Annotated in this window: 22 protein-coding genes; 16 read left to right on the forward strand and 6 right to left on the reverse strand. The window is 67.5% G+C overall.

What is annotated here, in order from left to right:
• Positions 1 to 4 precede the first annotated feature (4 nt).
• Entirely contained in the window at positions 5 to 811 is an 807-nt protein-coding gene (locus ACIQCY_RS08615) for a methylenetetrahydrofolate reductase (RefSeq protein ID WP_400483480.1), read from the forward strand.
• Positions 812 to 1179: 368 nt separating this feature from the next.
• On the opposite strand, the gene ACIQCY_RS08620 is transcribed toward ACIQCY_RS08615, so the two are convergent.
• The 4 genes from ACIQCY_RS08620 to ACIQCY_RS08635 all read right to left on the reverse strand — a co-directional run bounded on the left by ACIQCY_RS08620 (position 1180) and on the right by ACIQCY_RS08635 (position 4860).
• Complete coding sequence (locus tag ACIQCY_RS08620; protein ID WP_400483481.1) at positions 1180 to 2052, reverse strand: CPBP family intramembrane glutamic endopeptidase; 873 nt, start codon at positions 2050 to 2052, stop codon at positions 1180 to 1182.
• A gap of 475 nt (positions 2053 to 2527) precedes the next feature.
• Positions 2528 to 3259 (reverse strand): GAF and ANTAR domain-containing protein, encoded by a 732-nt coding sequence (locus ACIQCY_RS08625; protein ID WP_400483482.1) that lies wholly within the window; start codon positions 3257 to 3259, stop codon positions 2528 to 2530.
• A gap of 203 nt (positions 3260 to 3462) precedes the next feature.
• Positions 3463 to 3906 carry a MarR family winged helix-turn-helix transcriptional regulator gene (locus ACIQCY_RS08630; RefSeq protein WP_400483483.1) on the reverse strand — a complete coding sequence of 148 codons (444 nt, stop codon included), beginning with the start codon at positions 3904 to 3906 and terminating at the stop codon, positions 3463 to 3465.
• A gap of 129 nt (positions 3907 to 4035) precedes the next feature.
• Entirely contained in the window at positions 4036 to 4860 is an 825-nt protein-coding gene (locus ACIQCY_RS08635; RefSeq protein ID WP_400483484.1) for an alpha/beta fold hydrolase, read from the reverse strand.
• Positions 4861 to 4962: 102 nt separating this feature from the next.
• Between ACIQCY_RS08635 and ACIQCY_RS08640 the strand changes: the two genes are divergently transcribed.
• From ACIQCY_RS08640 to dnaB, 15 genes are all read left to right on the forward strand, one after another.
• The gene (locus ACIQCY_RS08640; protein WP_400483485.1) at positions 4963 to 5688 is read left to right on the forward strand and encodes a response regulator; all 726 of its coding nucleotides are present in this window, start codon (positions 4963 to 4965) and stop codon (positions 5686 to 5688) included.
• Between the two features lie 69 nt (positions 5689 to 5757).
• Positions 5758 to 7440: an ABC-F family ATP-binding cassette domain-containing protein gene (locus tag ACIQCY_RS08645; RefSeq protein WP_400483486.1), complete on the forward strand. Its 1683-nt coding sequence runs from the start codon at positions 5758 to 5760 to the stop codon at positions 7438 to 7440.
• Between the two features lie 130 nt (positions 7441 to 7570).
• A complete protein-coding gene (locus tag ACIQCY_RS08650; protein WP_400483572.1) occupies positions 7571 to 8764 on the forward strand; it encodes an MFS transporter in 1194 nt (397 codons plus the stop codon).
• Between the two features lie 32 nt (positions 8765 to 8796).
• Positions 8797 to 9786 (forward strand): ATP-binding cassette domain-containing protein, encoded by a 990-nt coding sequence (locus tag ACIQCY_RS08655; RefSeq protein WP_400483487.1) that lies wholly within the window; start codon positions 8797 to 8799, stop codon positions 9784 to 9786.
• Between the two features lie 89 nt (positions 9787 to 9875).
• Positions 9876 to 10661, forward strand: coding sequence for an ABC transporter permease (locus tag ACIQCY_RS08660; protein WP_400483573.1), 786 nt, complete (start codon positions 9876 to 9878; stop codon positions 10659 to 10661).
• A 144-nt stretch (positions 10662 to 10805) separates the two neighbouring features.
• Positions 10806 to 11753: an ABC transporter ATP-binding protein gene (locus tag ACIQCY_RS08665; RefSeq protein ID WP_400483488.1), complete on the forward strand. Its 948-nt coding sequence runs from the start codon at positions 10806 to 10808 to the stop codon at positions 11751 to 11753.
• A 2-nt stretch (positions 11754 to 11755) separates the two neighbouring features.
• Positions 11756 to 12652 carry an ABC transporter permease gene (locus tag ACIQCY_RS08670; protein WP_400483489.1) on the forward strand — a complete coding sequence of 299 codons (897 nt, stop codon included), beginning with the start codon at positions 11756 to 11758 and terminating at the stop codon, positions 12650 to 12652.
• 36 nt (positions 12653 to 12688) lie between these two features.
• Positions 12689 to 14011: a sensor histidine kinase gene (locus ACIQCY_RS08675; RefSeq protein ID WP_400483490.1), complete on the forward strand. Its 1323-nt coding sequence runs from the start codon at positions 12689 to 12691 to the stop codon at positions 14009 to 14011.
• Complete coding sequence (locus tag ACIQCY_RS08680) at positions 13959 to 14669, forward strand: response regulator (RefSeq protein ID WP_400483491.1); 711 nt, start codon at positions 13959 to 13961, stop codon at positions 14667 to 14669. The genes ACIQCY_RS08675 and ACIQCY_RS08680 overlap by 53 nt, the downstream gene beginning before the upstream one ends.
• Positions 14670 to 14701: 32 nt before the next feature.
• Positions 14702 to 15985 (forward strand): M18 family aminopeptidase, encoded by a 1284-nt coding sequence (locus tag ACIQCY_RS08685; protein ID WP_400483492.1) that lies wholly within the window; start codon positions 14702 to 14704, stop codon positions 15983 to 15985.
• Between the two features lie 167 nt (positions 15986 to 16152).
• Positions 16153 to 16458: a 30S ribosomal protein S6 gene (rpsF, locus tag ACIQCY_RS08690; RefSeq protein WP_043442549.1), complete on the forward strand. Its 306-nt coding sequence runs from the start codon at positions 16153 to 16155 to the stop codon at positions 16456 to 16458.
• A 60-nt stretch (positions 16459 to 16518) separates the two neighbouring features.
• The gene (locus ACIQCY_RS08695; protein ID WP_400483493.1) at positions 16519 to 17094 is read left to right on the forward strand and encodes a single-stranded DNA-binding protein; all 576 of its coding nucleotides are present in this window, start codon (positions 16519 to 16521) and stop codon (positions 17092 to 17094) included.
• 108 nt (positions 17095 to 17202) lie between these two features.
• Positions 17203 to 17442 (forward strand): 30S ribosomal protein S18, encoded by a 240-nt coding sequence (rpsR, locus tag ACIQCY_RS08700; RefSeq protein ID WP_005273147.1) that lies wholly within the window; start codon positions 17203 to 17205, stop codon positions 17440 to 17442.
• 15 nt (positions 17443 to 17457) lie between these two features.
• On the forward strand, positions 17458 to 17907 hold the full coding sequence (gene rplI / locus ACIQCY_RS08705) for a 50S ribosomal protein L9 (protein ID WP_400483494.1): 450 nt from the start codon (positions 17458 to 17460) through the stop codon (positions 17905 to 17907).
• Positions 17908 to 18542: 635 nt separating this feature from the next.
• Positions 18543 to 19919 (forward strand): replicative DNA helicase, encoded by a 1377-nt coding sequence (dnaB, locus tag ACIQCY_RS08710; protein WP_400483495.1) that lies wholly within the window; start codon positions 18543 to 18545, stop codon positions 19917 to 19919.
• Here dnaB and ACIQCY_RS08715 read toward each other — a convergent pair.
• Together ACIQCY_RS08715 and ACIQCY_RS08720 are read right to left on the reverse strand one after the other, a co-directional pair.
• A complete protein-coding gene (locus tag ACIQCY_RS08715) occupies positions 19916 to 20338 on the reverse strand; it encodes a MarR family winged helix-turn-helix transcriptional regulator (protein ID WP_400483496.1) in 423 nt (140 codons plus the stop codon). The two genes, dnaB and ACIQCY_RS08715, sit on opposite strands and share 4 nt — an antisense overlap.
• A gap of 261 nt (positions 20339 to 20599) precedes the next feature.
• Complete coding sequence (locus ACIQCY_RS08720; protein WP_400483497.1) at positions 20600 to 21484, reverse strand: DUF2382 domain-containing protein; 885 nt, start codon at positions 21482 to 21484, stop codon at positions 20600 to 20602.
• Between the last annotated feature and the right edge of the window lie 325 nt (positions 21485 to 21809).

Below are 21809 nucleotides of genomic sequence, written 5' to 3' on the forward strand. Positions count from 1 at the left end.
GCGCGTGGGTGACCTGCCCGTCCGCGTCGAGGTCGTCCCGGGGGAGGGCCTGATGGAGCGTCTCCGCGCGCACCTGCCCGCTCCCGCGGCCGTGACCGTCACGTGCCTGCCCCACCACGGTCCGCGGAAGGCCGTGGAGCTCGCGGTGGAGCTGGCGCATGCCGGCTACACCGCCATCCCGCACCTGGCCGCCCGGTCGGTGGCGGACCGTGCGGAGCTGGCCGGGTACACGGGGCGATGCCTGGACGCAGGCATCACCGACGTGTTCGTGATCGGCGGTGATGCTGCCGCCGCCGCCGGACGCTATGCCTGGAGCGGCGCCCTCATGGCGGATATCGCAGACCTCTCCGAGGGGGTGCTCCGGATGGGGATCGCGGTGTACCCGGAGGGACACCCCGCGACCGCGGACGGGGAGCTCACCAGGACCCTGCTGGCGAAGCAGGAGCTCGCGTCCTGGTGCGTCACGCAACTGTGCTTCTCGCCGGAGGTGCTCGCCGCCTACCCCTCGAGGCTTCGGGCGGACGGCGTCGCCCTGCCGGTGTGGGCGGGGATCCCCGGTCCCGTGCGGATGGGCCGCCTGATCCGGCTGGCGGGCAGTATCGGCGTAGGACAGTCCCTCGGGTTCCTGAAGCGATCGGCGGGGAGTGCCAGGGCGGGGTCCGTGGTGAGGCAGCTCCTCTCGTCCGCGTCCTACGATCCCGCGCCTCTGGTGATGGCGCTCGACGGCGCAGGGTACGCGGGTCTCCACGTCTACACCTTCAACGACCTCGCGGAGCTGGCCGCGTCCGACCTGACCCGCTCCGCCGGCTGAGGTCCGGCTCGCCGAAGAGCGCTCTTCCCGTCGCCGCGAGGTCGAGAGCGGCCGTGGCCGGCTTGGTACGTCAGCTGGGACCCATGGCGCACCATCCGGCGTTTCATTGGATCACTGCTCGAAGCCATGGCTGCTGTGCGGGACGGTTCGAGAACGTCACGTCGTCGGGAATCGGTGAGCACATCCGACACCACTTCTCGGTCAAGCCGATCGGCGACGGCGGGTGTGGCCCGTAAGAGCTCGGGAGATTCTGGGCCAGGCTGGGCTGCGCAGGAACGAGCCGCTCTCACGTTCGCGAGTCGGCCACTTTCGGTCTCGGGTCCGTCGGGTGGAAGAGGTCTCGGGCCAGCGGCTGTGACTGTGGGTGGTCATATCCAGGGCGGATGGCGCGTGTAGGAGCGGGTCAGGTACCGTGGGCCGGCGATCCGCACGATCATGATGGTCAGCGTCAGGAACACCACCGCCCACACGAGATTCAGCTCCTGACCGCGGGCAGCCGCGGACGCCATGGTGAAGTCCTGAGTGCCATGGAAGAGGATGGGGATCAGCAGACTACCGCCGGTGCCATTGTAGAGCCAGGCCAGCACGATGCTGCCGGCGATGACAAGCAGCGCCCACCCGATCGTGAACAGCAGTGACATGTCCGAGAAAGCCGCATCAAACACGAACGTCGGCGCATGCCAGAACACCCAGAACACCCCGACGACCACGGCGGCGGCCAGCGCGCTGTGGCGGGCTTGGAGGTGGGGTTGGACGAAGCCGCGCCATCCCACTTCCTCCCCAAACCCGATCACCACCACCAGAAACACCCAAGTGGCCACAGGCCCCAGAAAGGGCAGTTCCTCCCACCGCCCGAACCCTCCCCAGTCCGGAACCGGGGCCCCCAGCGCGGTCATCGACACAACCGCCGAGACCAGGAACAGCGCCACGGGTCCGAACAGGGCTAGGGCGTACCAGCCCCAACCCACGCGCCAGCACAGAACCCGCCCGAACAGCTCCCGTACCCCGGCGCGGCCCTCAGGGGCGGCGACGACGACCGTCGCGGCCACCAACGGGCCGAAGTCCCCCGCGAACTGCAGGACCGTCCGCGGCAGCGCTAGTGGGATCAGCCCGGCTGTGGAGGCCGCCAGCGGAATACGGAAGAGCCAGGTAATGCCATAGGCCAGGACAACGAAAGCAAGGAGGGGCCGGGCCCGGATCAGGGAAGACCATGCAGACTGTCCGCCCCGCGAGCTGCCCACCGATTCCTCACTTCCTCGATCCTCAGGTCCGCAACGAGTGACACGACCACCGAAAGCAGACCGTTCATCTGGTTCTGGTTGTATAGCAGCTCATCGACATGGGTTACGAACTCCGAAGCAGATCATCGATGCGCTATCTCCCCGACGGATACCCATCCCATATGACACGGGTAGCCGGTTGCTAGTGTCCAAAGTCCTCCCCGGCGTTTTCTTCGGCATCACGGGACTGCTGAAGGAACGGTCGACTCCTTACCTCTGAGGATGTGAGCGTCCCTGGTGGGAGCATGAATACCATGTCCAAGCCATGCCCTGTCGAGTTTCGCCGTGATGTTGTGGCGGTCGCTCGGAACATGCGGCGCGGCTGGCTCGGATGTCGAGGAACTTCGGATCAGTGCGGCCACGCTGAAGTAAGAAGAGCCGATACCCGGGGTACGCCGCGCGCCCGCGGCTCCTCTTGCGGACAACGAGCGTCCGGTCAGGGCGCGAAGTGCGTCTGCGCCTGTTCCGTGGAGATGCCATGGACGATGCGGCGCGCGATCTCGCGGAGCTTCACGTTCTGCGCATTCGAGGCGCGGGTGAGCATGGCGTAGGCCTCGGACTGCGTGCAGCGGTTCTGGCCCATGATGATCCCGATCGCGATGTCGATCGTGGTCCGCGACTCCATGGCCGCCTTGAGGTTCGTCGAGGTGTTGGCGTGCCGGGATACGCGAAGCACCATCTGCAGCGCCTTCGCGGCCTGCGCGGCGAAGCCCTCCACCAGTTCCTGCGTGCTGGTCGTGAAGGTGCTCGGGGAGGCCGCATAGAAGTTCAGCGCGGCTCCACCTTCAGGCCCGAGCACCAGGGGGACGCCCATCATGGCGTAGTACTCGTGGTCGGCCACGGCTCCGAAGTAGTCGGGCCACCGGCCGTCCGTCCGGACGTCGTCGACGATCACGGTGTGGCCGGTGCTGATCGCGTGCAGGCACGGGCCGTCGCCGAAGCCGTACTGGATCTCGTCCAGCCTGCGGGCCTCGTCGCTGCTGCAGGCCACGGTCGTCGCCAGGTTCCGGTGGCGGTACGTGACGCCGCACTGAACCTCCACCGAGCCGCCGAGGATGCGCGACGAGAGGCCTGCGAGATCCTCCAGGAACTGGTCCACGCTCTCATTGCTGAGCATGAGGTCCTGGAGTTCGTCGATCGCCGCCGCATCATGCTGTTCCTCGTTCACCTCGTCATTTTACGGCGCCTTGCTAGATTGTCTAGCGAAACGACCGGACGTGCGGAGAGCGGGCCACCTCGTCCTCCCGGGTGCAGGAGCGCGACCAGGGGCGCCGGCAGGCCCGCTGCGCTATTCCTTGACGGCCGGGTCCTCCACGAATCGTGGCAGCCCTTCCATCTTCGTGGTGGTGCGGAGGTTTCCTGCGCAGGCGCTCAGATGACGGCGGCTGCGGGCTTCTGGCGCTGGGGGGCGAGTTCCCCGACGATGCCGCGGAGGAGGCTCCGCAGCTCATAGGATTCGAGTCCTTCGCCCACCATCAGCGTGCGCTCGATGTCCTCGGCCTTGGCGAGCGCCTCGACGCCGGCCGGCGTGATGGTGATGCGCTGGCTCCGACGGTCGATGCTGTCGCGGATGCGGGAGATGAAGCCTTGCCGCTCGAGCTTCTCGATGGTCTTGCCGATGGTCTGCGCCTGGACGTGTACGGCGAGGGCGAGCTTCGCTCCCGTCATCGTGCCCTGGCGGGACAGGACGCCGAGGGTGGTGTAGCCGGCGTGGGTGATCCCGATGTCGAGCAGCCTCTCGTTCCACGCGTGGTCGACGAGCCGGGCGGCAGTGGTGAGCAGGCGGCTGGTCGACCACTCTTCCAGTTCAGGCATGGGATCCTCCTTCAGAGGGCTTGGAGCACCCGGCCGGTACTGCAGACCAGCGCCGGCCGGGTGTCGTGTCTTTGCAGCTGGTCGGTGGAACAGGGGACGGAACCAACTGCATTAGGTCCATCATGCGCTTCAATCTTCAAGTTTTCCCGTTGACCCGTCCGAAGCTTCCGGCAAGAAAGCGGCCCCGCCACCGGACGGACGGCCACTGAACGCGATGATCGCTGCTGCAACGGCGCCTGCCGCGGAGTGCTGGACGACGTGCGGTTGCCCGTCGATCTCCACGAGCGAGCCGTGCCGGGCGCGCTCCGCGAGTTCCCGGCACCACCGGCGCCGCGCCACCGGATCACGGCCTCCCCGCACCACCAGCACGGGGCACCCGACACGCTCGATGGCGCGTTCCAGCGGGTATTCCATCATGGGCAGCAGTTGCCGCAGGTACCAGCGCATGCCCGTGCGGAGGTAGTCCGAGTAGACGATGAGGTTGGCGGACGGGCTCTCGCGGAGCGTGTCGTGTCCGAGGGAGACCGCCTGCTCGACGACGGTGCGCCGGCGCCTGTCCACCACGGGCCCGATGAGGACCAGTCGCTCTGCGAGGGTGGGGGACTGCAGCGCGACGGCTGTGATGAACTGCACGCCCATCGAGTGTCCGACGAGGGTGCACGAGCGCACTCCCAGGGCCGTGAGTGCCCCGATGATCAGCGCGGCATGCTCCTCCACACCCAGCTGCGCCAGGGGTCGGGGGTCCGGACCGTAGCCGGGCAGGTCCACGGAGTGGACGACGGCGTCCGCCGCCAGTTCGGCGCGAAGACGGTCCAGATAGCGGTGCGTCATCCCCAGGCCATGGATCAGCACGTACGGTGCCTTCGGTGCGGCCGGCGTCTCCGGTCCCGGCGTCGTTCGCACACGCAGTGTGAATCCCTGCACCTGCACGGTGCTGAGTGTCGTCGATTGCATCCGGGAAGTCTACGGCGGGGCCGGGTCCCTGCCTCCAGATCGGTTCGAGCGAAACGCCCTTCGCGAACCCTATGGGACGCGGATCTATGGAAGGCTGGTTTCATGTCCGATTCCACGTCCCAGCGCACCGCGCTGATCGTCGAGGACGATCCGGATATCCGCGACCTGCTCGCCACCACACTTCGCATGAACGGCTTCCTGATCATCGAGGCCGCCTCCGGACTCGACGGCCTGGCCGCGTTGAAGGAGCACAAGCCCGACCTGATCACGCTCGACCTCAACCTGCCGGACCTCGACGGCGTGGAGGTCTGCCGGCAGTGCCGCGCCGTCAGCGACGCGTACATCGTCATGGTGACGGCCCGGCAGGACGAGATCGACCGCCTGATCGGCCTGGAGATCGGGGCGGACGATTTCATCGGCAAGCCCTTCAGTCCGAGGGAACTCTCGGCGCGTGTCTCGGCGATGTTCCGCAGGCCCCGCACCGGGACGGTCAATTCGTCACCCGAGGGTAACGAAGTGCTCCGCCACAACAATCTGACGATGGACGTCGAGGGACGCGTGGTCACGCTGGACGGGCAGGAACTGGCACTGACGCGCATCGAGTTCGACCTGCTGGAGACGCTCCTGACCGGAGCCCAGCGGGTCTGGACGCGTGAGGCGCTCCTGAACCGCGTATGGGGCGACGGCTGGAGCCAGGACCACCACCTCGTCGAGGTGCATATCCGCAACCTCCGCAAGAAGCTCGGCGAGGACATGAGCAACCCGGGTTTCATCCGGACGGTCCGCGGCGTTGGCTATCGCATGATGCCGGGCGACTCCGCGCGCTGACCACTCTCCGGCTTCGGCATCGGACGCCGCCGGTGCCCGCGGTCCGTCCGTGGATGGAACACTGGAGGCGTGGCTCATCTCGACATCTCCGGTATCGACTACTTCCTCTCCGACGGCAGGCAGCTGCTCAACGGCGTGGCCTTCAAGGTCGGCGACGGCCACAAGACGGCCCTGATCGGACCGAACGGTACCGGCAAGACGACGCTCCTGCGGATCATCGCCGGTGACCTCACGCCCGACGAAGGGTCGGTGAGCCGCTCGGGGACGATGGGCATCATGCGCCAGTTCGTCGGCCAGGTGCGCGACGACACGACCGTCCGCGACCTCCTCGTCTCGGCCGCGCCACCCGTCCTGGCGGCCGCCGCGAAGAGGATCGACGACGCCGAGCTCGCCATGATGGAGGCCGAGGACGAGCCCACCCAGATGAGGTACGCGCAGGCCATCGCCGACTGGGGGGACGCCGGCGGCTACGAGCTCGAGACCACGTGGGACGAGGTGACCATGGCCGCCCTCGGCGTTCCGTTCGACCGCGCGCAGTACAGGGCGGCGTCGTCGCTCTCGGGCGGCGAGCAGAAGCGGCTCGTGCTGGAGGCACTGTTCTCCGGCCCCGACCAACTGCTGCTCCTCGACGAGCCCGACAACTACCTCGACGTCCCCGGCAAGCGCTGGCTGGAAGCGAAGCTGCGCGAGTCGAAGAAATCCGTGCTGTTCGTCAGCCACGACCGTGAGTTGCTGGCCAACGCGGCGACGCGCATCGTGACGCTCGAGCCCGGGGCGCTCGGGGCGTCGTCGTGGACGCACGGTGGTGGCTTCGAGACCTACCTGAAGGCACGCGAGGACCGCAACGCGCGGTTCGAGGAGCTGCGCAAGCGCTGGGACGAGGAGCACCTCAAGCTCAAGGAACTCGTCAACATGTACAAGAACAAGGCCGCGTTCCGCTCGGACATGGCGAACCGGTACCACGCAGCCCAGACGCGCCTCGCGAAGTTCCTCGAGGCCGGTCCACCGGAGGCGATCCCGCTCGAGCAGAACGTGTCGATGCGGCTTCAGGGCGGGCGGACCGCCAAGCGCGCCGTCGTCGCCCAGAAGCTCGAGCTGACGGGGCTCATGAAGCCGTTCAGTACGGAGATCTGGTTCGGGGACCGCGTCGGCGTCCTCGGCTCGAACGGCTCGGGCAAGTCGCACTTCCTGCGGCTGCTGGCCGGTGGGGGCTCGGATCCGGACCGGGAGCACCTGCCGGTGTCCGACGTCGACATCGCGGCGGTTCCGCACGAAGGCTCCGTCAAGCTGGGTGCGCGTATCCGGCCCGGGTTCTTCGCGCAGACGCACTCCCGTCCCGACCTGCTCGGACGCACGCTCGTCGACATCCTGCACCGCGGTGACGAACACCGGTCGGGGCTGGGCAGGGAAGCGGCGTCCGCCGTGCTCGATCGTTACGGACTGGCGGCGCAGGCGGAGCAGCCCTACGACTCCCTGTCCGGCGGGCAGCAGGCCCGGCTGCAGATCCTGCTGCTCGAGCTCTCGGGGGCCACCCTCCTGCTGCTCGACGAGCCCACGGACAACCTCGACCTGCATTCGGCCGAGGCGCTGGAGCGTGCCATCGACGCGTTCGAGGGCACCGTGATGGCCGTGACCCACGACCGCTGGTTCGCCCGGAGCTTCGACCGGTTCCTCGTCTTCGGCTCCGACGGCAAGGTGTACGAGACGAAGGAGCCCGTCTGGGACGAGAGCAGGGTCGTCCGCGCGCGCTGAACGGTCATCCACAACTCCTCCACAGGCTTATCCACAGTCGGTGGATAACCAGGAGCGGCCCGAGTCCCGTTTGTGGCGGATGGTGGCGCCCGCCTACGGTTGCAGTGTGAATCCCTCCGTGCGAGCCGCCATGTTCGCCACCTATGCCATCTTCGGGCTCAACGGTCTCGTCTTCGCGAGCTGGGCCGCGCGTATCCCCGCCGCGTCGGGCACCCTGGGCCTCGGTTCCGGCCAGATGGGGAGCCTCCTGCTCGTCGGGGCGATCGGCTCGGTGCTGTCCCTTCCCCTGGCCGGGATCATCGCGGCCCGCTTCGGCACCGCCAATACCGTCCGTATCGGCGGGACCGCTGCAGCAGTGGCTGCAAGCGCCGTCGCGCTCGGCCTCGTCATGGTCTCGGTCCCGGTGGTCGCCGTCGGACTGTTCCTGTTCGGATGCGGGATCGCCCTCTGGGACGTGGGACAGAACATCGAGGGCGCCGACGTCGAGCGGCGGGTCGGCCGGACGATCATGCCCCGGTTCCATGCGGCGTTCAGCGGGGGAGCGTTCGTGGGTGCCCTGCTCGGGGCGGCGCTGTCGGCGCTCGAAGTGTCCCTCTCCGCGCACCTCGTCGCCGTCGCGGCCCTCAGCCTGGCCGTGTCGCTGTGGGTGCCGCGCTCCTTCCTGCCCGAGGAGAAGCACCCGGACGCGGCACCCGGAGCACAGCCCGGTACCGGGGGCAGGCGATTCGGGGCCTGGGGTGAGCCCCGCACCCTGCTGATCGGCCTGGTGGTGCTCGGAGCCGCGCTGACCGAAGGAGCCGCGAACGACTGGGTGGCGAAGGCCAGCGTCGACGGGCTGGGCACCACGGAGAGTACCGGTGCCATCATGTTCGCGGTCTTCGTCGCGGCGATGACGGCCCTGCGCTTCGTGGGTGGTGGCCTGATCGACCGCTTCGGTCGCGTACGGGTCCTGCAGGCCAGCCTCGGATCCTCACTCGTCGGGCTCGTGCTCTTCGTCGCGGCGCCCACCGTGCCCCTTGCCGCCGTCGGCGCCGTCCTGTGGGGTGCGGGCGCGGCGCTCGGTTTCCCGATGGGGATGTCCGCGGCGGCGGACGAGCCCGAGCGCGCCGCCGCCCGGGTCTCGGTCGTCTCCACGATCGGCTACACGGCGTTCCTCGCCGGCCCGCCCTTCATCGGTTTCCTCGGTGACGCCGTGGGTCTCCGCAACGCGCTGCTGGCCGTCGGAGTCGCCGTCCTCGCATCCTTCCTCGTGGCTCCGGCCGCCCGGGAGCGGCCCTCAGAGGACCGGGAACCATTGCGGACAGGTTCTGACCGAAGCTACTAGGACGGCGCCGCCGTCGGTCCTACCCTTTCTGCATGGCGATCATCGAGGCAGACGGTCTGAAGAAGACCTATTCGTCGAAGAGCGGGCCGGTCCACGCGCTCGACGGCATGAATCTCTCCGTTCCCCAGGGAACAGTCAAGGCCCTGCTGGGGCCCAACGGTGCAGGCAAGACCACGGTCGTGAAGATCCTCACCACCCTCGTCCGACCGACGGCGGGTACCGCGCGCATCGACGGCATCGACGTCCTGCGCGATCCCAAGGCGGCGCGGCGGATCATCGGCGTGTCCGGACAGTACGCGGCCGTGGATGAGGGCCTCACCGGGTTCGAGAACCTCGAGATGGTGGGCAGGCTCTACCACCTGGGCGCCCGGGAGTCGAAGCGCCGGGCGCAGGAGCTCATCGACCAGTTCGAGCTGACGGAGGCCGGCAACCGCCCGGTCAAGGGGTTCTCCGGCGGCATGCGACGCCGGATCGACCTCGCCGGCGCTCTCGTGATCAACCCGAAGATCCTCTTCCTGGACGAGCCGACCACCGGGTTGGACCCCCGGAGCCGCCTCGCCCTCTGGGGGATCATCAAGGACCTCGTCAGGGACGGCACCACGCTGCTCCTCACCACCCAGTACCTCGAGGAGGCGGACCAGCTCTCCGACGACATCGCGGTGATCGACGGCGGCAGGACCATCGCCGAAGGCACGGCCGACCAGCTGAAGGCGCAGATCGGCGGGCACCGCGTGGTGGTGTCCCTCGTCGAGGCCGCCGATGCCCCTGCAGCCCTCGAGATCCTCGGACGCCACGGCGGCGGTGAACCGGGCATCGACGGCGACGGCCGCACCGTGGAGGTGGCGGTCACCGACGGACCCCGCGCCCTGCAGTACATCCTGTCGGACCTCGGCGAGGCCGGCATCGAACTCCACGACGCCGGCATGCGGCGGCCGAGCCTCGATGACGTCTTCCTCAAGCTCACGGGCCGCCGGGCCGAGGAGACCGAAGAGGCAGTTCCCCAGAAGGAGGCGGCAGCATGAGTGTTCTCGCGCCCGAGGACAGGCAGCCCGAGAACCATCGATCCCGGGCGGCCTTCGCCGGTCCGCCCGAGCCACCGTCCGAAGTGTCGATGTGGTTCTCCGACGGCTGGACCGTGACCAAGCGGAACCTGACCAAGCTCAAGCGCTCGCCGGACATGCTGATCTTCGCCGTGCTGCAGCCCATCATGTTCGTGCTGCTGTTCAGCCAGATCTACGGCGGCTCCATCCAGGTCGCGGGCACCGACTACACGCAGTACCTCATGGCGGGGATCTTCGCGCAGACGGTGATCTTCGGATCCACCTTCTCCGGCTCGGCGATGGCCCAGGACCTCAAGGACGGCATCATCGACCGCTTCCGCACGCTGCCCATGAGCTCCTCCGCAGTCCTCATCGGCCGGACCAACAGCGACCTCGTGCTCAATTCGCTGTCCGTGGTCATCATGATGGCGACGGGCTTCGTGGTGGGCTGGCGGGTCGACGCCTCCCTGGGCAGCTTCTTCGCCGGCCTGGGGCTCCTGCTCCTGTTCTCCTACGCCTTCAGCTGGGTCATGGCGCTGCTCGGCATGTCGGTGAAGTCCCCGGAGGTCATCAACAACGCGTCCTTCATGATCCTGTTCCCGCTCACGTTCATCTCGAACGCGTTCGTGCAGTCGCAGAACCTGCCCAGCGCCCTCGAGACGTTCGCCAACTGGAACCCGGTGTCGGCGCTCGTCCAGGCCGCCCGCGAGCTGTTCGGCAACGTCGGGTCGGCACCCCTTCCCGACGCGTGGCCCATGCAGAACGCCGTCCTGACGGTGCTGATCGGGGCCATCCTCATGCTCGTGGTCTTCGTGCCGCTGTGCATCCGGAAGTTCGCGTCGATCAGCACGCGGTAGGCGGCAGGGTCGTCCGAAAGGTGGACGGACCTCCGCGCAGTGATCATCCCTGGGGCCGGTGACCCGCCACCGGCCCTCGGCCTACTGTTGGAGGTACCGGGCCTGCTGCTGCGGCCCGGTCCCACGACAGCCGAAGGACCCACCATGATCGAGGCCCAGGCCCTCTCGAAGCGGTACGGCGCGAAATCCGCCGTCGATGCCGTCACCTTCACCGTGCAGCCCGGCAAGGTCACGGGCTTCCTCGGCCCGAATGGTGCAGGGAAATCCACCACCATGCGCATGATCGTCGGTCTCGACAGCCCGAGCGCCGGCCGGGTGACGGTCAACGGACGGCCCTATGCCCAGCACAGGGCTCCCCTGCGCGAGGTGGGGGCACTCCTGGATGCGAAGGCTGTCCACACCAAGCGTTCGGCCTACAACCACCTCCGCGCCATGGCGGCGACGCACGGTATCCCGAACAGCCGGGTCAAGGATGTCATCGAGCTCACCGGCCTCGGCCCCGTGGCGAAGAAGCGGGTGGGCGGATTCTCGCTCGGCATGGGCCAGCGGCTGGGCATCGCCGCGGCCCTCCTCGGCGACCCCCACACGGTCATCCTCGACGAACCGGTCAACGGTCTGGACCCGGAAGGCGTGCAGTGGGTACGCCACCTCGCCAAGGGGCTCGCCTCCGAGGGGCGCACGGTCTTCCTGTCCTCGCACCTCATGTCGGAGATGGCCCTGACGGCGGACCACCTCATCGTCATCGGCCGGGGACGCATCATCGCGGACGCCCCCATCCAGTCCATCATCGACGGACAGGGCAGGGCCCGTGTCCGCGTCCGTGCGGACCGTCCGCAGGACCTCCTCGGCAGCCTCGCCGGTGAGGGCATCACGTCGCAGGTCCTCGAGCCGGAGCTGGTGGAGATCACGGGCGTCGAGCCCCGCCGCATCGCGGAGATCGCCCTGCGGGAACGCGTCCTCGTGTACGAGCTCACGCCGCTCCAGGTATCCCTCGAGGACGCCTACATGCAGCTCACCCAGACCGAAGTCGAGTACCACTCGCACAGCCTGCCCGCCGCCGACCACGCTGCGGCCACCTCGGAAGGACGCTGACCATGGCAACGTCGACCTCGCCCGCCCCCGCCCAGCAGCGGCCGCGGCAGCCGCGCGACACCGGACCGAGCGTGAACTTCGGCCGGGTCCTCAAGTCCGAGTGGATCAAGGTGACCACGGTCCCCTCGACGGTCATCCTGATCATCTCGACCGTCGTCGTGATGGTGGGACTGGCCGCCCTCGCCGCCTGGGCCACCTCCATCACGCAGCAGAACTTCGAGTCCGCCGGCGCACCGCCGGGCGGCCCGGCCGGACCGGGCGGACCGGGCAGCGACTTCGACCCGGCCAGCCAGGCCTGGGAGATCCCGTCGTCCGGCCTGATCTTCGGGCAACTGCTGATGGCCTCCCTCGCGGTGGTCCTCATCGCCTCGGAGTGGACCACCGGCATGATCCGCTCCACCATGGTCGCCGTCCCGAAGCGCACTCCTGCGCTCCTGGCCAAGACGGTCATCATCGCACTGGTGGCATTCGTCGTCGGATTCGGGAGCGCCCTCGTGTCCTACCTGGTCGCCCAGCCCATCCTGCAGGGCGAGGACCTCGACTTCGCCATCGGCGAGGACGGCGTCCTGGCGAGCATCATCAACACCGGAACGTTCCTCGCACTCGTCGCCGTGATCTCGATATCCATCGGTATCCTGCTCCGCAACACGGCGGGTGGGGTGGTCACCGCGGTCGGCATCTTCTTCGTCCTGCCGATCATCGTGCAGCTCATCTCGGGCCTTGCCGACTGGATCCCCGATGCCGCGCGCTTCCTCCCAGCCGAGGCGGGCAACCAGATGGTCGCCGTAGCGACGGCCGAGGACGCCCTGACCCAGTGGGAGGGCGGCCTCGTCATGGGGGCCTGGGCCCTCGTGCTCCTGGTCATCGCCCTCGTCGTCGCCAAGAAGCGGGACATCTAGCGGTGCCCGTCCGGCACCACCGCCCATGATCCCGTCATGAGCACCAGACCCTTGGTGAAGGAGACCGCGGAACGAACGGCCGCGGTCTCCTTCACCGAGCTCAATGCCCGCCGGCTGGGCCCCATCCGGCGGTACTTCCGCAGGCATCCCCGGGCCATGGACGCCGTCGTCGTGCTCGCCTTCCTGTTCTTCGGTGTCCCGAACGCGGTCCTCATGATCATCGAGCAGGACAACTGGCTGGGCCTGCCAGGGGTGGTCCTCGCGGCCGGGGCGCTGGTCTTCCGGCGGGACCGCCCGCTGCTCGTGCTCGCCTTCGTGGCCCTCCTCGACCCGCCGGCCAGCCTGCTCACGGACGGCGCGGGCAGTATCGGCATCGCCACCATGATCGCCCTCTACACGGTGGCCTCGGTCTATCCGCTGAAGAAGACGCTCATCGCAGCCGTCGCGGCGACGGTCCTCTCCGTCGGGGCCCTCTTCCTCCTACCCGCGGGCGTCTTCCTCGGGGCACCGGGCATCCTCTGGCTCCTGACCGCTTTCATCGTGATGTTCCTGGCGATCGCCGTCGGCGTCGGCATCACCGTGCGCCGCGACCGGGAACACGAGCAGGAATTGCGGGAATGGGCTGCGCGCAACGCGGAACTGGCGTCCGCGGGCGAGCGGAACAGGATCGCGCGGGAGATGCACGACGTCGTCGCGCATTCCCTCACGGTCATGGTGGCGCTGTCCGACGGCGCCGCCGTCGTCATGAAGCGGGACCCGGACCGTGCGATCGCCGTGCTCAAGGAGCTGTCGGGAACGGGTCGTACGGCCATCGCCGACATGCGCCGGGTCCTCGGTGTCCTCAGGGCGGAGGCCGCGAGCGAATCACTCGAGCCGCTGCCGGCCTCGAGCTCGCTGACGCACCTGCTGGACGGCTTCCGCGCGGCAGCCCTGCCGCTGAGGGTGACCACCAGCGGCCCGAAGCTGCCCGAGGATCCGGCCTTCCAGCTGACGGTGTACCGGATCCTGCAGGAGTCGCTGACCAACGTCCTGCGGTACGGCAAGGGCGTTACGCTGGTGGACATCGCGATCGCCAGGACGGGAAATACCGTGTGGCTACGTGTCACCGACGACGGCCGGGGCGGCATGGGACCCGTCGTCTCGCTCGGTTCGGGCCAGGGCATCGCGGGCATGCGGGAGCGTGCCGCCATCTACGCGGGATCGGTCGAGTGCGGCAGCCGTCCCTCGGGCGGATGGGTCGTAGAGGTGCAACTGACAGTCCCCGACGCCGCCGGCGGAACGGGGAACCAACGGGGGAAAGAGAAAGATGACCACGCAGCACAGCACGCCGGGCACGCCCATCAGGGTTCTGCTCGCTGACGACCAGCCGCTGCTGAGGATGGGTTTCCGGCTCATCCTCGAGGGAGAGCCGGACCTGGAGATCGCCGGAGAGGCGTCGACCGGGGCCGAGGCCGTGCGGCTCGCCGCCGAGCTGTCGCCGGACGTCGTGCTGATGGACGTGCGGATGCCCCAGGGGGACGGGATCGAGGCCACGCGCCGGATCACCTCATCGGGTTCCTGCTCGCGCATCATCATCCTGACCACCTTCGATCTGGACGAGTACGCGTTCGCCGGACTGCAGGCCGGCGCTTCGGCCTTCCTGCTGAAGGACGTCGCTCCCGAAGACCTGGTGCACGCGGTCCGGATCGTGGCGAGCGGCGACGCCGTCGTCGCCCCCCGCGTCACCCAGCGCCTGCTCGAGACCTACGTCCGGTCGCTGCCGCTGGCACACGCCGCCACGTCCGTCCCCGACCGGCGGCTGGCCGAGCTGACACCGCGGGAGCGCGAGGTGCTCGAGGCGATTGCCGAGGGCCTGTCCAACGCGGAACTCGCCGCACGGTTCTTCCTGTCCGAGGCGACCATCAAGACCCACGTACGGCGGATCCTCACGAAGCTGGACCTGCGGGACCGCGTGCAGGCCGTGGTGTACGCCTACGAGAACGGGATCGTGGTGCCGGGCCCGGCAGGCACGCACTGATCGCCAGGGACGGCATCTGGTTGAATCGGAGTATGAGCCCAACAACGACGCACATCCAGGATCTCGGGGCCTACGTCTCGGCGTCCCCCTCGAGCTTCCACGCAGCAGCGGAGGCCGGACGACGGCTGGCCGCCGCCGGCTTCCGGCAACTGGTGGAGCAGGACGCCTGGGCCGGCGGCACCGGCAGCCATTACGTGATCCGCGACGGGGCGCTCATCGCGTGGACCGTCCCCTCGGACGCAGGTCCCACCACCGCGTTCCACATCCTGGGCGCCCACACCGATTCGCCGTCGTTCAAGCTCAAGCCCAGACCGACCACGGGGAAGTACGGCTGGCTGCAGGCCGGCGTCGAAGTGTACGGCGGGCCGCTCCTGAACTCGTGGCTCGACCGCGAACTCGCGCTCGCCGGCCGCCTCACGCTGCATGACGGCAGCGAGCACCTCGTGGCAACCGGGCCGCTCCTGCGCTTCCCGCAGCTCGCCATCCACCTCGACCGGGCGGTCAATGACGGCCTGTCCCTCGACAAGCAGCGCCACATGAACCCTGTCTGGGGGCTCGGCGACCCGGCGGACGCCGACCTCCTCGGGCTCCTCGCCTCCGGTGCCGGCGTCGATCCGCGCGAGATCGGCGGGTTCGACGTCGTCGTCGCCGACACGCAGGAGCCGCGCACCTTCGGCGCGCAGGGAGAGTTCTTCGCCTCGGGGAGGCTCGACAACCTGTCCTCCGTGCATGCGGGGCTCACGGCGATCATCGAGGCAGCCGCCGATGGACCCGCGGACGGGCCCATCGCGGTGCTCGCCGCGTTCGACCACGAGGAGGTGGGCAGTGGCTCACGCTCGGGTGCCAGCGGCCCCTTCCTCGAGGACCTGCTCCTGCGGATATCGCTCGGCCTCGGCGCCGGGACGGAGGAGCGCCTGCGGGCCCTCGCATCCTCGTTCTGCGTATCCGCCGACGCGGGCCACGCGGTGCACCCCAACTACGCCGAGCGCCACGACCCCGTGAACCTGCCTGTCCTCAACCGGGGACCGCTGCTGAAGATCAACGCGAACCAGCGCTACACCACGGATGCGCCGGGTGCTGCCTACTGGGCCGCGCTGTGCCGTTCGAGCGGCGTGCCGTACCAGGAGTTCGTGTCGAACAACGTAATGCCGTGCGGATCCACCATCGGTCCGCTCACCGCCACCCGACTCGGCATCCGCACGGTCGACGTCGGGACGCCCCTGCTGTCCATGCACTCCGCCCGCGAACTGTGCGGCGTGGACGATCCCGCCCACCTGGCGAGGGCTACGTCGGCGTTCTTCCGCGGCGGCCGGTAGCGATTTCCACAGGAGTTCGACCGCGGCCGTTCGTCCGGTAACATTGATACGTCCGTGCCACAGCCGGGTGGCGGTAAATACCGCGAACCGGTGGCCGGAACAACGCTAAAGAACCTCCTGTTGCGGAAAGACCGCGACCGCTTAGCCCAGAGGAGGTGGGTTCACACATGCGTGCATATGAATTGATGGTAATCATCGACCCCGACGTCGAGGAACGCTCCATCGACCCAACACTCGAGAAGTTCCTGAATGTCGTCCGCAACGGCGGCGGCACCGTGGACAAGGTGGATATCTGGGGACGTCGGCGCCTTGCCTACGAGATCCAGAAGAAGACCGAGGGCATCTACGCCGTCGTCAACTTCACCGCGACTCCCGCCGTGGCTTCCGAGCTCGACCGCCAGCTGAGCCTCAACGAGACGATCATGCGCACCAAGATCATCCGCCCCGAGGAGCAGAAGGTCTCCGCCGAATAATCTCGGCGGATTCCTCATCCATCCACCCCGCTACGGCGGGAAGGAACCCAAGGAGGCACCATGGCAGGCGAGACAGTCATCACGGTGATCGGCAACCTCACCAACGACCCCGAGCTGCGGTTCACGCCGTCGGGATCGGCGGTCGCCAACTTCACCATCGCATCCACTCCTCGCACCTTCGATCGTCAGACCAACGACTGGAAGGACGGCGAAACGCTGTTCCTCCGCGCGTCGGTGTGGCGTGAGGCTGCGGAGAACGTCGCCGAGACCCTGACCAAGGGAACCCGCGTGGTTGCCCAGGGCCGGCTGAAGTCACGTTCGTACGACACCAAAGAGGGCGAGAAGCGCACCGTCATGGAGCTCGAGGTGGACGAAATCGGTCCGTCCTTGCGCTATGCGTCCGCGAAAGTCACCCGTACCCAGCGCTCCGGCGGCGGGAACGGTGGCGGCTTCGGCGGCAACTCGGGCGGTAACTCCGGCGGCGGCTTCGGCGGCAACTCCGGCGGCTCGAACTCCGGTTCGGGCTGGAACGGCGGCCAGCAGGCCCAGCAGCCTGCGGATGACCCCTGGGGTGCTCCCGCAGGCGGTAACTCGCAGGGCTGGGGCAACGGCCCCGATTCCGAGCCACCCTTCTAGGCAGCGCGGTTCCGTTCCCGGAACCCCTGCCGCAGTTCCTCGCGGAACTGGTAATTCCCATCCCGCAGAATCGTTCTGCGGGCTCCAACGAAAAAAAGGAGCACCACGATGGCTAAGGCTGAACTCCGTAAGCCCAAACCAAAGTCCAACCCCCTGAAGGCCGCTGACGTCACCGTCATCGACTACAAGGACGTAGCCCTGCTGCGTAAGTTCATTTCCGATCGCGGAAAGATCCGTGCCCGTCGCGTCACCGGCGTGACCGTGCAGGAGCAGCGCAAGATCGCCCAGGCAATCAAGAACGCCCGCGAAGTCGCACTGCTGCCGTACTCCGGCGCTGGCCGCGGCTAGGGAAAGGGACACACAATGTCGAAGCTCATTCTGACCCAGGAAGTCACCGGACTCGGTGCCGCAGGCGACGTCGTCGAGGTGAAGAACGGTTACGCACGTAACTACCTTCTGCCCCGCGGATTCGCCCTGATGTGGACCAAGGGTGGCGAGAAGCAGGTCGAGTCGATCAAGGCTGCCCGCTCCGCCCGCGAGCACGCATCGCTCGAGGACGCCCAGCGACAGGCCGCCGCCCTGTCGGCGAAGCCCGTCACCCTGACCGTGAAGGCGGGTGGCTCCGGCCGCCTGTTCGGCACGATCAAGGCCGACGACGTCGCGAAGGCCGTCGAGGCCGCCGGCCTCGGCAAGATCGACAAGCGCAAGGTCGAGATCCCGGCCCACATCAAGTCGGTCGGTTCGTACCAGGCCAACGTCCGTCTCCACGAGGATGTAGCAGCAGTGATCGACCTGGACGTCGTCGCCAGCTGACGCAGCTGCGACACCAGGTTCACCAGGAAGCCCCCGCGTGGAACGCGGGGGCTTCCTGCGTCTGGACCCCCGCTGCCCGGAATCGCGAAGATCGTCCTAGAGGCATGCGAGGCTCACCCATGCTTGTCTGCGCACTCTCGGACGAACATCAGGGGGCAGAGATGTTCCTCGCCGGGCATACACCCGGATCCTGTCCCTGAGCGGCCCGGTTCTCCGCGGATGCAGTACATCCCCGAGGGAGACTATGTGCTCCTAGGGGGCCTGGTGAAGTAAATCTCGGACGGTTGTCAACAGCGCACCTGTGGATGGAGCGAGCACGAAACTACTTTCGATCCACAGGCGGTGGATAGCATCGTCGCAGGTCAGAGGGCCCTTCCCAGGCAAAACTTTTTCCTATCCACAGGCTTATCCCCATCCTGTGCACAAGACACGCCGCGCAATCCACAGGTTATTCACACTTACCCACACCCCCTGTTGGCACAGCGCTTGGCCGCTCCTGGAGAGGGGGCTACGGTTGCGGGAGATTCCCAATAATGAGGGTGTCGGGTGATAGGACTTTCCTGTCGGACCCGGCCCGGGCGTCCGGCGGAGCGCTATGGCGACCGCCGCTTCGACAGCAGGAGAAAGGCCCTTCAGTGTCCCTGGCACATGCAGATTCATCATCGGACACTCGTACTCCGGACTTCTCCCGTACGCCTCCACAGGACCTCGTCGCGGAGCAGTCGGTACTCGGCGGCATGATGCTCTCGAAGGATGCGATCGCCGACTGCGTGGAGGTCCTTCGAGGGATCGATTTCTACCGGCCGGCGCACGAGAGCATCTATGAGGCGATCATCGACCTCTACGGGCGTGGTGAGCCGGCTGACGCCGTCACCGTGTCGGACGAGCTGACCAAGCGCGGGGAGATCTCCCGCATCGGCGGGCCCGCGTACCTGCATACGCTGATCCAGTCCGTACCCACGGCGGCCAATGCCGGCTTCTATGCGGAGATCGTGCGTGAGCGGGCCGTCCTGCGTCGCCTGGTCGACGCCGGGACGAAGATCGTGCAGCTCGGCTACTCGAACGACGGCGAGGTCGACGACCTCGTCAACGCCGCGCAGGCCGAGGTCTATGCGGTCGCCGAGCGCCGCACAGCCGAGGACTACGTGGCCCTCAAGGACATCATCGAGGGCACAGTCGACGAGATCGAGTCGGCAGGACACCGGGGCGAAGGCATGACCGGCGTGCCCACCGGTTTCTACGAGCTCGACGAACTGACCCAGGGGCTCCACGGGGGGCAGATGATCGTCGTGGCCGCGCGCCCCGCCATGGGAAAGTCGACCTTCGCCCTGGACTGGGCTCGATCGGCCGCCATCAAGCACAATATGGCTACTGTCTTCTTTTCGCTGGAGATGGGCCGCAACGAGATCGCGATGCGGCTTCTCTCCGCCGAGGCCACCATCGGCCTGCAGGACCTGCGCAAGGGCACCATCAAGGATGAGCAGTGGGGCAAGATCGCGACGACGATGGGGCGCATGAATGACGCGCCGCTGTTCATCGATGACAGCCCGAACATGTCACTCATGGAGATCCGGGCCAAGTGCCGGCGTCTCAAGCAGCGGCATGACCTGAAGCTCGTGGTGCTGGACTACCTGCAGCTGATGTCGTCCGGCAAGCGCGTGGAGTCCCGCCAGCAGGAGGTGTCGGAGTTCTCGAGGGCGCTCAAGCTGCTCGCGAAGGAGCTCAATGTCCCCGTGGTCGCGCTGTCGCAGTTGAACCGTGGATCGGAGCAGCGCACGGACAAGAGGCCGCAGGTCTCGGACCTTCGCGAATCGGGTTCCATCGAGCAGGACGCCGATATGGTGATCCTGCTACATCGCGACGACGTGTACGACAAGGAGTCAGCGCGCGCGGGCGAAGCCGACGTCATCGTCGCGAAGCACCGTAACGGTCCTACCAAGACCTTGGTGGTCGGATTCCAGGGTCACTACTCGCGCTTCAACAACATGGCTGCCGATGGCGGAGGCTACTAGTCCCGCTTTGGTCCGAGCTCGTTGATGACGGTCTTGAGGCGGTCGCGTAGGTCCTCCGACGCGAGGCCGTCCTCGGCCATCAGTTCGTGTTCGATGTTCTTCGCCCGTTCCAGGGCCTTCAGCCCCGCCGAGGTGATGGTGATCCTCTGACTCCGACGGTCGGCCGTATTGCGAAGGCGCGTCACGAGGCCCCGCTTTTCCAGGCGGTCGAGGGTCCGTCCCACGGTCTGCGCCTGGACGTGGACGAGCTGGGCCAGGCGTACGCCCGTGAGCGTGCCCTCCCGCTCGAGGACTCCCAGTGTGGTCAGTCCTGCATGCGTGATGCCGATGCTCAGGAGCTTCTCGTTCCATGAGTGTTCGACGATGCGGGCCGCGGTCGTTAGCAGGCGGCTGGTCGACCAATCGTTCAACTCCGGCACGATGGCGTGTCCTTCCCCTCGGTTCTACGCGGTGAACTTCGCTTGTTCCTACTACTTACTCTAGACAACTCTACCTGAAATAGACAGCAGGCTTATTATCGTTCCTGCACTTCGGACAAGAGTTCTCGGACCATTTCCTGTGCGCCGATCCGTCGGCCATGACGGGCTTCGCTCATGGGTCGTGCCTCGCCGCGCTTCATGGTCCTCGTGACACAGGAGGGCCCGGAGCTGCGCCCCGGGCCCTCCTGTGTCACATGCTGCTTAGAGGTTGTTGCCGCGGCGCGTGTCGTCGGCGCCTTCGACTTCGATCTCTTCCTTGCGAACCTCGCCGCTGACGGTCTCGTTCGTCGTCACGGTTTCCTTGTCGAGGCGCACGCGCTCCACGGGAACCGCTTCCTTCTCGACGACGGGACGCTCTGCGTGGAGGGTCACCTCGTGCTCCTCCTCGCTGATGGCGGGCCCGTCGTAGGCGTCGCCGCGGTTGGCGTCCGTGATGGGCTCGCGCTCCACGCGGACTTCCTCGCGGCTCACGGGGACCGTCTGGGTGACGTTCTCGGTGACGACGTACTTCCGCAGGCGGGCACGTCCGACTTCCCGACGTTCCGTACCGACGTGCAGCTGCTCCTCGGAGCGGGTCATCGCCTCATCGGTGGTCGGGCCCGAGGTGTCGTGCCCCACGGTGCCGCGCCCGGTGGTGGTGCCGGAGTGCGTGTTCGTGTCGGTCAGCCCGGTGTGGCGGCCCGACGTCGTGTCGATGTCCACGTCGCGGTCGCCTCGGCCGACGTTGCCGGTGGTGCCGGTCGTCGTGTCGGTGTAGCCGCTCGTGCCGCCGCCGACCTCGTAGTGGCGGTAGAGGCGATCCTCTTCCTCGGGGCTGAGGTTGCCGTCGGACTCGACGCGAGGGGCGTCCTTCACCTGGTGCTTCGTGTAGGGCACCCGCACGTCATGTCCCTCGATGTCTGCACCCTGGAGGGGAACGAAGGACTCGGACGTCCCGAAAAGGCCCGTCTTCGCCGTGACCCAGCTGGGCTCACCGGTCTGGTCGTCGAGGTAGACCTGCCCGATCGAACCGATCTTCTCTCCGTCAGAACCGAGGACGTTGCCACCGTTGCCGAGCAGGGTGTCGATGTGTTCCTGAGTAATCATTTCCTTCTCCTTCTGAGTAATCTCACTGCGAGGGGTATGGAATTCTCGGCTGTAGGTTCCGCCGGGACCGGAGTCCCTGCGAACCACCGACCTCTAGAGTAAGCACACTTAGTAGATAATTGGAAGCAGGCTTAGCGTTATTCCTCGAGCCGGTGTGTGCTGCCGAGCCGTCACGGTCGGTGTCCCGGCGGCGGTTTCGCCCGCTTCCGTGGCCCTGGGTGCTTCCGTATGATGGCCTGAAGGTCCAGCCACCGGCCGAACATCTTCCGAATCGTCCCCGTGCACGGACCCAACGCGTGGGAGCCTCCGGGACTGCGCGTCGTGC

It is taken from the genome of Arthrobacter sp. NPDC092385 (assembly GCF_044755105.1).
Taxonomy (GTDB): domain Bacteria; phylum Actinomycetota; class Actinomycetes; order Actinomycetales; family Micrococcaceae; genus Arthrobacter_D.